Origin of the sequence: Kribbella turkmenica, assembly GCF_004348725.1 — a bacterium.
GTDB classification, from domain to species: domain Bacteria; phylum Actinomycetota; class Actinomycetes; order Propionibacteriales; family Kribbellaceae; genus Kribbella; species Kribbella turkmenica.
This window is the reverse complement of sequence record NZ_SMKR01000079.1, coordinates 20,456-32,576: the sequence shown is the minus strand read 5'-3', so window position 1 is coordinate 32,576 and position 12,121 is coordinate 20,456. Positions and strand designations below refer to the sequence as shown.

Below are 12,121 nucleotides of genomic sequence, written 5' to 3'. Positions count from 1 at the left end.
GTCAGTGACGCATTGGTAAGGATGCCGGGGCGTAACGACAGTGGGCTGCCGAAGAACCTGTTGCGGACAGTGCGCATCCCGTTGGGGTCGCTGAAGGGAGTGGACCTGCGTGATGTGCGTGCGGTCGAGTTGCTGACCGACCGGGTCGCACGGGGGTCGGCGTACGTGAGTGATGTCGTGTTCTCGTCGCCTGGCGTGGGGCTGTCGGCTCCTGCCCGGTTGCTGCCGCAGTTGTCCGCCTCGAGCGTAACGATCAGGGAGGGGGACAAGGGCACGAAGTCGATGGACTTCTGGGTGACGCTGTCCCGGCCGAGCATCCGCCCGGTCAGTGTGTACGCCGAGACGAGCGGTGAGCTGGGGACCGTCCTGGGTGACGTCACCCGGCGGTTGGTATTCAAGCCGGGACAGGTACGCCAGCAGGTCAGCGTTCCGGTCACCGGCAACACCCAGGACAGTTACGACCTACCGTTCAACCTGGTCCTGTCCGCCCCACGTGAGGGCCTGCTGAACCACTCCTTCGGCCACGGCCTGATCCTCGACGACGATCCCGCCGGCTGAACGAACGTGCGCCGGGTAGGGCGCCCCGGCGCACCCAGTAGTGAGACGGTGGTCCCGGGATGCGGACATCGGCAGGGCGGGCTGGGGTTGTGCGGGAACATGGGGGAGGGACGGATGGTTGAAAACGCAGAGAGTCTGTCCGACATCGTTCACGAGGAGCCGACACGTGTCACTGCCACCGCTGGTCGAACCGGCCGACGAGCTCACCATCGACGAGGTTCGCCGGTACTCGCGGCACCTGATCATCCCCGAGGTCGGGATGGCCGGGCAGAAGCGGCTGAAGAACTCCAAGGTGCTGGTGATCGGCGCCGGCGGCCTGGGCAGTCCGGCGCTGCTCTACCTGGCCGCGGCCGGGGTCGGCACCCTCGGCATCGTCGAGTTCGACACCGTCGACGAGTCGAACCTGCAACGCCAGATCATCCACGGCCAGTCCGACATCGGGAAGTCCAAGGCCCAGTCGGCCAAGGAGTCGATCCTCGAGGCCAACCCGTACACGAACGTCGTGCTGCACGAGGAACGCCTCGACAACGACAACGTGTTCCAGATCTTCGAGCAGTACGACCTGATCGTCGACGGCACCGACAACTTCGCCACCCGGTACCTGGTGAACGACGCCGCGGTGCTGCTCGGCAAGCCGTACGTCTGGGGCTCGATCTTCCGCTTCGACGGCCAGGTCAGCGTGTTCTGGCCTGCAGCATACGAGGGCACGGCGCCTTGTTATCGCTGCCTCTACCCCGAGCCGCCGCCGCCCGGCATGGTCCCGTCCTGCGCCGAGGGCGGCGTCCTGGGCGTGCTGTGTGCGTCCGTCGGCGCCGCGCAGGTGACCGAGGCGATCAAGCTGCTCACCGGCATCGGCGACCCGTCGCTGGGCCGGCTGAACATCTACGAGGCGCTCGACCTGAACTGGCGCACCCTCAAGGTCCGCAAGGACCCGAACTGCGCCATCTGCGGCGAGAACCCGACTGTCACCGAGCTGATCGACTACGAGAGCTTCTGCGGCGCGCTGACCGAGGAGGCGGCCGACGCGGCCGTCGGCTCGACCATCTCGGTGAAGCAGCTCAGCGAGTGGATCAAGCTGAAGGACAACGGCGAGAAGGACTTCGTGCTGATCGACGTCCGGGAGCCGAACGAGTACGAGATCAACCGGATCCCTGGCTCGGTGCTGATCCCGAAGGCCGACTTCCAGACCGGTGTCGCGCTGGAGAAGCTGCCGCAGGACAAGCAGCTGGTGTTCCACTGCAAGTCCGGCGTGCGCTCGGCCGAAGTGCTCGCGATCGCCAAGGGCGCAGGCTTCTCGGACGCCGTCCACGTCGGCGGCGGGGTGGTGGCCTGGGTCGACCAGATCGACCCGAGCCAGCCGGCGTACTGAGCGCCCTCAGAACGGCATGCGGCAGCTTGTGACCGCTTGAACGGCCACCGGGTCGCCGGACACCGCCGGGTTGTCGTCTCGGCCCGACAGGGTCCGCATGTAGCCGACCGCGTCCACGGCGGCGTGGCCTACCGGCTCGTCCCTCCCGAGCCGGTAGGTCCCGCCGCCCGTTCCGGTGAGCTCCAGCACAACGGCCGGTCGCTCGCCCCAGAACGGTCCGTCGGCCACGTCGTACATCACCTGGGCGATCAGCTCCTCCGCATGCGGGCCGGGGTCGAACGCGCGTCCGAGCGCCTGGCAGACGTCGTCGCGATGCATCCACAGGTCCCGGGCCAGCAGGATGTCCTGGACGTAGCCGAGCGCCATCCGGACGTCGAACTCCTCGACCTCCATGCTGACCCGCCGGATCAGTTCGGGGTTGCGCGAGACCGTCCGGGTCGCCTTCCCCCAGACCCGGTCGAACAAGACCCGCAGCTCGGCCGGCGGCGTCCCGCGGTGCTCGTCGGCCTGCACCATCATGTGCGCGTCGAACCGCGGCTTGTCCGGATAGACCCGCTTCGCCTTCCGGGACCGGCGCGGGAACGACCACGGCTTGATCACGTCCTCGGCCTGGCCGATCAGGTGCCCGACGATGTCCGCGACGTCCCATTCGTCGCAGACCGTCCGGCGATGCCATTCCTCCCCCTCGATCGACGCGAGCAGGTCGTGCCATGCCTGGAGCTCCGCGTCCCGGTGCACCCGGCAGCGTTCCCGGCCGGCCCGGCCGATCTCCCCCGCGAGTACTGCGGTCATGATTCCCCCTGGTTCGGTGTGTAGCGCTGGTAGAACATCTCGAGCACGACGGGCAGCAGCCGGATGAACCGTCCGTCCTCGAAGGACGCGTCCGGCTCGTTCGCGATCTGCTGCGAGAGCAGCCCGGCGATCAGTGAGCTGTAGAGGGCAGCGCCCTCGTCACTGGCCGCGTCCGGGTGCAGATGCCCGGCGTCCACCTGGGTTCGCAGGATGTCCCGCAGGTCCTGCATGGAGTCGATCGCCGGTGCGAAGGCTTCCGGGCTCGGCTCGAAGCCGGGAACCGTCCGCCAGAACAGCAACTGGGAGTACACCTGGTGCCCGAGACACCAGCGGCAGAAGGCGGTCGCCGTGATCAGTCCGGCCCCGAGCGGGTCGTCGGCGTCCGCCGCGGCGTACGCGGCCCGGCACTCGTCGCGCAAGAGCTCGTGACCGCGCTGGAAGAGCGCGTCGTAGATCGCCATCTTCGACGGGAAGTACTGGTACAGCGACGGCGGCTGCATGCCGAGCCGCCGGGCGACCGCGGACAGGCTGAGCGCCGCCACGCCGTCGGTCTCCATCAGTTCGATGGCGACTCCCAGGATCTCTTCGATGGTCTCCTGGCGGCGACGCGTCCTCCGGTCCAGTCCAGCAGTGCTCATAGGTTGAGGGAAACCTAAGGCCATTAGGTAAGTCAATACCTCGTAGGTTTCGATCGGTTGTCCGTTGTGCCACGTAGGGTCGGGACATGTGCAGAAACATCACCGTTCTCCGTGGACTCGAGCCGGCCGCGACCTCTGAGGAGATCTACGCGGCGGCGTTGCAGTACGTGCGCAAGGTGACCGGGGTGGGCTCGCTGAGCTCGACCACCCGCGCGCCGATCGAGCGGGCCGCCGCCGAGGTCGCCCGGATCACCGAGCAGTTGCTGGCCGAGATGCCGGAGCGCCGCAATCCGCCGCAGACCGTGCCGCCGCTGCGCCGCCCCGAGGTGCGCGCGCGCCTCGGCCTGGACTGAGGGCACGTCTCCGCACACGACCCCCGAACACCGCGGTCCGCGCGGTAGGGTCGCCGGTGCGAAACGGTGACTTGGCCGTGTCCGGCAGTTCCCCGCCTACTGTGCGGCACCCGGCACCTGTTCGCCACGGCGCGGAATGACCAGACACGACCGAGGAGGTCGGGATGCGGTTCGCGATCAAGACCAGGCCGGAGCACACCACTTGGCAGCAGCTGCGGGACGTGTGGATCGCCGCGGACGACTTCGAGATCTTCGAGTCCGCCTGGCACTGGGACCACTTCTACCCGCTGAGCGGCGACATGGCCGGGCCGAACCTCGAGGCCTGGACGACGCTGGCCGCGCTGGCGCAGGCGACCCGGCGGATCCGGGTCGGCTGCCAGGTGACCGGGATGGTCTACCGGCATCCCGCCGTACTGGCGAACATGGCCGCGACCACCGACATCATCTCGAACGGCCGGCTCGAGCTCGGTGTCGGTGCCGGCTGGAACGAGATGGAGACGGCTGCCTACGGCATCGAGCTGTATCCGCTGAAGGAGCGCTTCGACCGGTTCGACGAGGGTGTGCAGGCGATGATCGCGCTGCTCACCGAGAAGGTCGCGAACTTCGACGGCACCTACGTCAAGCTCACCGACGCGTACTGCGAGCCGAAGGCCGTGCAGACCCCGCACCCGCCGATCACCATCGGCGGCAAAGGCCCCAAGCGGACGCTGCGCGCGGTCGCCCGCTGGGCCCAGCACTGGAACGTGATCGTGCCGGGTCCGGAGGAGTGGAAGCCGCTTAAGGACATCCTTGTCCAGCACTGTGCCGACGTCGGCCGCGACGTCGGCGAGATCACCTGCTCGGTGAACGTCCGGATCGAGCCCGACCAGCCCCTCGCCGCGGCGGTCGCGGCCGCGGCGGCATACGGCGAGGCCGGCGTCGACCTGGTCGTGATGAACCTCCCGCTCGACGCCCCGCCGTCGGTCGTCGAACCGCTCGCGAAGGCACTGGCACCACTCGCCTGACTGTCCCCGGATTGTCGTTGCCGACCGCTAGGTTGGGCCTCGTGGACAGGGAGGCGTACGTCGAGGCGGTGCTGCGCGCTGTGGAGTCGATCCCGCCGGGCAGCGTCGCGACGTACGGCGACATCGCCGAGTACGTCGGTCAGGGCGGCCCACGGCAGGTCGGTGCGATCATGCGCGAGTACGGCGCGAGCGTGCCGTGGTGGCGGGTGATCCGGGCCAGCGGAGTGCCGGCCGACGAGGTCGGCGACGAGCAGTTGCACCGGCTCCGCTCGGACGGCGTCCGCGTCACCAACGGCCGGGTCGACCTTCGCCGCAACCGCTGGGACCCGGCCGAACACTGAGGTACACCGGCGGTGCGGCGATCCCGCCCCGAACCCCCGCACCACCGGTGATCGCTGCCGGAGCCGGTCGTTGAGGAGACCGGCCCGGGCGCGTCTTCGGACGACGAGTCCGTCGAAGAGGATGATGCCCGGCGAGCGCGGAAAGTTGCCGTGCGATCGACCGGTCCGTGTCCGCTTTCCGGCTACCGCAGCGGGTGCGCGGAGTGGGCGGTCGGGATTGTCGGCGGGCTCTGATGGGATGTGGCGGTGGTCAGCAGACAGGGGTCCCGGAATCCGGCGCGCTACCGGTTGGTCCGGGCGGAGGGGCGCAGCGCCGAAGCTCCTGTTCTGGATGCCGATCAGCAGGCCGTCGTGGATCATCCCGGCGGCCCGCTGCTGGTGCTGGCGGGGCCCGGAACGGGCAAGACGACCACCCTGGTCGAGGCGGTCGTCGACCGGGTGCGCAACCGCGGGCTGAGTCCCGACCAGGTGCTCGTGCTGACGTTCGGCCGCAAGGCGGCGACCGAGTTGCGGGACCGCATCACCGGCCGGCTCGGTCGGACGACCCGGGTGATGCCGTCGATGACTTTTCACTCGTTCTGCTACGCGTTGCTGCGACGCTTCACGCCGGCCGACGCGTTCGACGTACCACTGCGGTTGCCGTCCGGGCCGGAGCAGTCGCTGCGGTTGACCGAGGCGCTGTCCGGCAGTCGCGAAGTCGGCGCGGTGCACTGGCCGAGCAGCCTGCATCCGGCGCTGACGACGCGCGGATTCACCGACGAGGTCCAGGCCGTCATCGGCAAGGCGCGGCAACTCGGGCTCGACCCGGAGGACCTGTCCGCGATCGGGCGGTCGGCGGACCGGGCCGAGTGGGTCGCCGTCGGTGACTTCTTCGAGGAGTACCTGCAGATCCTCGACCACGAGCAGGTGCTGGACTACTCCGAGCTGATCCACCGCGCGGTCATCCTGGCCCAGCAGCCACAGGTGCGGGCCAAGCTGCGGGCGGAGTTCAAAGCCGTCTTCGTCGACGAGTACCAGGACACCGATCCCGGTCAGATTCAGTTGCTGCAGGCGATCGCGGGCGACGGCGGCGACCTGGTCGTGGTCGGCGACCCGGACCAGTCGATCTACACGTTCCGTGGCGCGGACGTCCGCGGTCTGCTCCGCTTCACCGACGAGTTCCGGACGGCGGACGGCGCCGAGGCGGCGCAGATCGCGCTGGGCACGACCCGCCGCTTCGGTACGACGCTCCAGCGCGTCTCCCGCAACGTCGTCAACCGGCTCGGGGTGCCGGGCACGCTGGACCGCGAGACTTTCGAGCGTTTCCGCAACCCGGACGCGAGCGGCTGTGTCTACGGTCCCGGCAAGGTCGAGGCGAACTTGTACTCGACCGGCGGCGCCGAGCTGGAGCACATCGCGGACCTGCTCCGGCGCGCACATGTCCAGGACGGCGTCGGCTGGCACGAGATGGCCGTGCTGGTGCGGTCCGGCAGCCGGTCGATCCCGCCGCTGCGACGGGCGCTGGCCGCCGCGGGCATTCCGGTCGATGTCGCCGGTGACGAGCTCCCATTGTCCCGCGAGCCCGCCCTGCGGCCGATGCTGCTGGCGCTGCGGGCGGTCGCGGATCCGGCGACGCTGACGGTCGACGTCGTCCGGGCGCTGGCGTTGTCGCCGTTGGGCGCGATGGACGCCGGGCAGTTGCGGCGGCTGGCACGGGTGCTGCGGCGACGCGATCGCGAGGCGGCGGGTGGTCAGCGGCTGCCGCGGTCGTCGGACGAGCTGTTGCGGGACGCGCTGATGAACCCGTTGCTGCTCGACGAGCAGGCGTCGCCGGCCGAGGCCCGGTTCGCGGCCCTCGGCGAACGGTTGCTGAAGGCAAGGAATATCGTGACCGCGGGCGCGGCGCCGGACGAGGTGATGTGGTCGCTGTGGTCGGACTCGCCGTGGCGGCGCCGGCTCCGCGGCCAGGCGAACTCCGGCGGCGAGCCGGCCCGCGCCGCGAATCGGGACCTGGACTCGTTGTGTGCCTTGTTCGACGCGGCTGGCCGGGCCGAGGAGCAGGTCGGGTTCAAGGGGGTGTCCGCGTTCCTGTCCGAGCTCGAGTCGCTGGACATCGCGGCCGACCACCGGTTCGACGGAACCTATCGCGAGGCCGGCGTACAGCTGATGACGGCGCACCGGTCGAAGGGCTTGCAGTGGCGGCTCGTGGTGGTGGCGAGTGTGCAGGAGGGGCAGTGGCCAAATCTCCGGCGGCGTGGGTCGCTGCTCGAGCCGGACCGGCTCGGCCCGGACGGCCTGGTCGACCCGTTGTCGGCCGGTGCGTTGCTGGCGGAGGAGCGTCGCCTGTTCTACGTCTCGATCACCCGGGCTCGGGAGCGGTTGATCGTGACCGCCGTGCAGGCGCCGGAGGCGGACGGGGATCAACCGTCGCGACTGCTGGCCGAGCTGGACATTCCGTTGAAGCTGGTCGCCGGGCGGCCGCGGCGGCCGTTGTCGCTGCACGGCCTGGTCGCGGATCTGCGGTGCGTGCTGGCGGATCCGGCGTCGTCGCCGGCGCTCAAGCGAGTCGCCGCCGATCGGCTGGCGCAGTTGGCGGACGCAGTGGACGACCGTGAGCAGGCGCTCGTGCCGACGGCGAATCCGGAGCGCTGGTGGGGTGTGCGGGAGCGGACCCGCTCGGAGCGGCCGATCGCGGACCCGGAGCTGCCGGTGCCGTTGTCCGGAAGTGCACTGACGACGATCGTGGACTGTCCGCTGCGCTGGTTCCTGCAGCGGCGGGCGGGTGGCGAGACACCCAGTACGTCGGCCATCGGGTTCGGCATGGTGCTGCACACGCTCGCGGACGCGGTGGCGACCGGGACGCTGCCGCCGGACGTGGACGAGCTGAACGGCTGGCTCGACAAGGTGTGGACCCAACTGGAGTTCGAGTCGACCTGGATCTCGGACCGGGAGCGGGTCGAGGCGGAGCAGGCGTTGCGGCGGTTCGTCGCGTGGCACCAGGGCCGCCCGGACCGCCGGCTGGTCGGGACCGAGGTCGACTTCGACGTCCTGCTGCCGGACACCGAGAAACCCGCGGTCCGGGTCAAGGGCCGGATGGACCGGATCGAGCAGGATTCCGAAGGCGCCATCCGGGTGGTCGACCTGAAGACCGGGCGCTCGATGCCGACCAAGCCCGCGCTCGAGCGGCACGTCCAGCTCGCGATCTACCAGCGGGCGATCGCGTCCCGGCAGCTGAAGGAGCTCGGCGAGGACCCGGTGCCCGGCGGCGCCGAGCTGGTCCAGCTCCGGCACGACGACAGCGGGTTCCCCAAGGTCCAGCACCAGGGGCCGCTGGAGTCCGACGACGACGGCCGCACCTGGCTGGACGAGGCCGTCGAGGACGCCGAGGCGATGGTTCGCTCCGAGGAGTTCGTCGCCAAGCGGAACGACGGCTGCAGCCGCTGCGAAGCCCGTCCGCTCTGCCCGATCCAGCCCGAAGGCCGGGAGATCGTCTGATGCGGATCGCTCGGGGAGGTGCGCTGGTCCGACGGACAGCGCCGGGACAGTTGCCGGGACCGGAGACACCTTCTGGGGGCCTGAGACCTGAAATAACCAGTCCCAGCCTCCGGGTTCCTGTCTCAGGTCCCCACGGTTCGTCTGTCGGAGAGGAGTCCTGCTGATGCACGTGCAGCTCAGTTCCACGGCGGATCTGTGTGATCTGCTGGGGATTCCGTTCAGTGATCAGCAGTTGGCGGCGATCACGGCTCCGTTGGCGCCCGGCGTGATCGTGGCGGGCGCCGGGTCCGGGAAGACGACGGCGATGGCGGCCCGGGTGGTGTGGCTGATCTGCACCGGGCAGGTGAAGCCGGAGGAAGTGCTCGGGCTGACGTTCACCAAGAAGGCGGCCAACGAGCTCGACGTCCGGATCCGGGACGACCTGACCAAGGCCGGCGTGCTCGGATCGACGCTGCCGAAGGACCAGCACCCGATCCTCGCGGCCCACCTGCGCAGCAACATCCCGAACTGGGAGCCCGAGGAGCCCGGCGAGCCGGTGGTCTCGACGTACCACGCGTTCGCCGGCACGCTGATCGCCGAGCACGGGCTGCGCCTCGGTCTCGAGCCGGACGCCCGCGTGCTCGCCGACGCGACCAGGTTCCAGCTCGCCGGTCGCGTCGTCCGGCGGTCGGCCGGTCCGATCCGGTTCGCCTCGCACCACGTGCCGACGCTGGTCAACAGCCTGCTCGCGCTCGACGGTGAGCTCGCCGACCACCTCCTCCGGGCGGACGACGTACGTGAGCACGACGAGGCGGTACGACGTGAGGTCGCGGCCGCGCGGAAGCAGACGGTCGAGGTCCGCAAGCTCGCGGAGACGACGCTCAAACGTGGCGAGATCCTGCAACTGGCCGAGGAGTACCAGGCGTACAAGGCCGAGCGGGGTGTGGTGGACTTCGCGGACCAGATGGCGCTCGGCGCGCGGCTGGCGGAGGAGTGCCCGGAGGTCGCGGTCGTCGAGCGGGCGCGGTACAAGGTCGTGCTGCTCGACGAGTACCAGGACACCTCGGTGTCGCAGCGGCGGATGCTGACCGCGTTGTTCGCCGGTCCCGAGGACCGCGGTCATCCGGTCACCGCGGTCGGCGATCCGTGTCAGGCGATCTACGGCTGGCGTGGCGCGTCGGTGGCCAACCTGGACGAGTTCCCGGAGCACTTTCCACAGACCGACGGCACGCCCGCTCAGCGGTACGTGCTCAGCGTCAACCGCCGCTGCGGCAGCCGGATCCTCGCGGCCGCCAACCAGCACGCGGCCGAGCTCTACGAGCAGCATCCCGGAGTGATCCCGCTCGAAGCACCCGAGAACGCGCCCGAGGGTGCGATCACGGTCGGCCTGTTCGAGACGCGGTCGCAGGAGATCGAGTGGGTCGCCGACGCGATCGTGGCCGCGCACCGTACGCCGAACCGCCGGTGGAAGGACATCGGCATCCTGATGCGGACCAATGTCGACCTCAGCGCGGTCCACGAGGCCCTGATCGCCCGCAAGGTGCCGGTCGAGGTGGTCGGCCTCGGCGGACTCCTCGCGCTGCCCGAGGTCGTCGACGTCGTCGCGACCCTGCAAGCCGTGAACGACCTGACCGCCAACGCGGCGATGCTCCGGATCCTCACCGGCCCGCGCTACCGGATCGGCCACCGCGACCTCGCGCTGCTGGCGAACCGGGCCCGCGCGCTCGCCGACGGCGATGACCGTCCGGCCGCCGACGACCTGGTCGCCGCGCTGGACGCGGCCGTGGCGGGGATGGACTCGACCGAGGTCATCTCGCTCGCCGAGGCGGTCGACGACCCGGGCCCGGACGCGTGGGGCTACTCGCCCGAGGCACTGGTCCGGTTCAAGGAACTGTCGGTCGAGTTGCGCGAACTGCGCGCCCATGCGGGTGAGCCGCTGCTCGAGCTGGTCCGCCGGGTGATCAGCTCGATCGGTCTCGACGTCGAGCTCACCGCCACCCCGGACCACGTCGACTCCGGCCGCCGTGACCACCTGGCCGCGTTCCTGGACGCCGTCGGCAACTTCGTGTCCACCGAGTCGGACGGTTCGCTCGACGGCCTGCTGGCGTACCTGGCGGCCGAGGAGGAGTACGCCGCCGGCCTCGATCTCGCCGTACCGAGTGAGGCGGACTCGGTGAAGCTGCTGACCACGCACCGGTCCAAAGGACTGGAGTGGCCGATCGTCTTCGTGCCGACGCTGGTGAACAAGGTGTTCCCGTCCGACCGCGGCCGGGACAAGTGGACCACGAACGCGAAGGTGCTGCCGTGGCCGTTGCGCGGCGACGCCGACACGCTGCCGGACTTCCACGACCTGTCCAACGCCGGTTTGAAGGCGTTCGCGGACGAGTGCAAGGACGTGAACGCGCTGGAGGAACGCCGGCTCGGGTACGTCGCGTTCACCCGGGCGAAGGAGATCCTGGTCGCGTCCGGGCACTGGTGGGGTCCGACGCAGAAGCGTCCTCGCGGTCCGTCGTCGTACCTGTCGCTGCTGAAGAAGCACGCCGGCGACCGGGTGGTGGCGTGGGCCGACCAGCCGGAGCTCACCGAGGAGAATCCGGAGCTCGCCGAGCAGACGCAGGCGCCGTGGCCGGCGCCGTACGACGCCGAGGCGTACCGGCGGCGACTGGACGCGGTGGCGCTGGTGCAGCAGGCGCGCGCGGAGGGGCCGTCGCAGGAGGCGGAGGACTCGCTGCTGCTGGACGAGCAGGCGACGGTCGCCCGCTGGGACTCCGAGCTCGAGAGACTGTTGTCAGAGGCACGGGAAAGCCGGAGCCGGAAGGCGTACGACGTGGAGTTGCCGGCCGCGTTGTCCGCGACCCAGGTGATGCGGCTGGCGAAGGACCCGGACGGCCTCGCCTCCGAGCTGGCCCGCCCGATGCCGCGCAAGCCGAACCGGGCGGCCCGCTTCGGCACCCGCTTCCACGCCTGGGTGGAGAGCTACTTCGGCCAACAGTTACTGCTCGACCCCGACGACCTGCCGGGCGCCGCGGACGAGGACATCGTCGACGACACCGACCTGACCGAGCTGATGGACGCGTTCCGCACCGGCCCGTTCGGCGAGACCATGCCGTACGAGATCGAGGCGCCGTTCGCCCTCGCGATCGCCGGCCGGGTCGTCCGCGGCCGGATCGACGCCGTCTACCAGGTCGTTCGCCCCGACGGCTCCCGCGGCTACGAAGTCGTCGACTGGAAAACCAGCCGCTCCGAATCCGCCGACCCCCTCCAGCTCGCCATCTACCGGGTCGCCTGGGCCGAGCTCCAGAACCTCCCGCTCACCCAGGTCACCGCGGCCTTCTACTACGTCCGCACCGGCGACATCATCCGCCCCGAGAACCTCCCTGGCAAACACCAGCTGGCAGCCCTCCTCAACGGATGATGCTCACGAGCTCAGTGCTTCCGCAGCAGTTCGGCCGCGACGATCTGCCCCCGGAACGGGATTGTCGCGTCGAAGACTGTCGCCGGCCACCACATCGCGCTCGAGCTACGCTCCGTCGACGAGTTCGAGCACTGACAGCCTTTCTCTGGCGCACATCAGCTCGCCGAGACCGCCGGACCGCCGCGGGAGTTGTCCGCA

At 70.0% G+C, this 12,121-nt stretch carries 8 protein-coding genes and 1 pseudogene; 7 read left to right on the top strand and 2 right to left on the bottom strand.

Annotation, left to right across the window (positions count from 1 at the left end):
* A pseudogene (locus E1218_RS19000) lies at positions 1-558 on the top strand (Calx-beta domain-containing protein); the annotation flags it as partial.
* Between the two features lie 166 nt (positions 559-724).
* The gene (moeZ, locus tag E1218_RS18995) at positions 725-1,927 is read left to right on the top strand and encodes an adenylyltransferase/sulfurtransferase MoeZ (protein WP_132321955.1); all 1,203 of its coding nucleotides are present in this window, start codon (positions 725-727) and stop codon (positions 1,925-1,927) included.
* A 6-nt stretch (positions 1,928-1,933) separates the two neighbouring features.
* On the opposite strand, the gene E1218_RS18990 is transcribed toward moeZ, so the two are convergent.
* Positions 1,934-2,719, bottom strand: a complete 786-nt coding sequence (locus tag E1218_RS18990; protein WP_132321953.1) for a maleylpyruvate isomerase family mycothiol-dependent enzyme — start codon at positions 2,717-2,719, stop codon at positions 1,934-1,936.
* Positions 2,716-3,357, bottom strand: a complete 642-nt coding sequence (locus E1218_RS18985) for a TetR/AcrR family transcriptional regulator (protein WP_165949322.1) — start codon at positions 3,355-3,357, stop codon at positions 2,716-2,718. The genes E1218_RS18990 and E1218_RS18985 overlap by 4 nt, the downstream gene beginning before the upstream one ends.
* A gap of 86 nt (positions 3,358-3,443) precedes the next feature.
* On the opposite strand from E1218_RS18985, the gene E1218_RS18980 reads away from it, so the two are divergent.
* From E1218_RS18980 to E1218_RS18960, 5 genes are all read left to right on the top strand, one after another.
* A complete protein-coding gene (locus E1218_RS18980) occupies positions 3,444-3,710 on the top strand; it encodes a DUF2277 domain-containing protein (protein ID WP_132321949.1) in 267 nt (88 codons plus the stop codon).
* 164 nt (positions 3,711-3,874) lie between these two features.
* Complete coding sequence (locus tag E1218_RS18975) at positions 3,875-4,714, top strand: TIGR03560 family F420-dependent LLM class oxidoreductase (RefSeq protein ID WP_132321947.1); 840 nt, start codon at positions 3,875-3,877, stop codon at positions 4,712-4,714.
* A 41-nt stretch (positions 4,715-4,755) separates the two neighbouring features.
* The gene (locus E1218_RS18970; protein WP_132321945.1) at positions 4,756-5,055 is read left to right on the top strand and encodes an MGMT family protein; all 300 of its coding nucleotides are present in this window, start codon (positions 4,756-4,758) and stop codon (positions 5,053-5,055) included.
* Positions 5,056-5,406: 351 nt separating this feature from the next.
* Positions 5,407-8,529 (top strand): ATP-dependent helicase, encoded by a 3,123-nt coding sequence (locus E1218_RS18965; protein ID WP_233712319.1) that lies wholly within the window; start codon positions 5,407-5,409, stop codon positions 8,527-8,529.
* 163 nt (positions 8,530-8,692) lie between these two features.
* Positions 8,693-11,923 (top strand): ATP-dependent DNA helicase, encoded by a 3,231-nt coding sequence (locus E1218_RS18960; protein WP_132321943.1) that lies wholly within the window; start codon positions 8,693-8,695, stop codon positions 11,921-11,923.
* Positions 11,924-12,121: the final 198 nt, after the last annotated feature.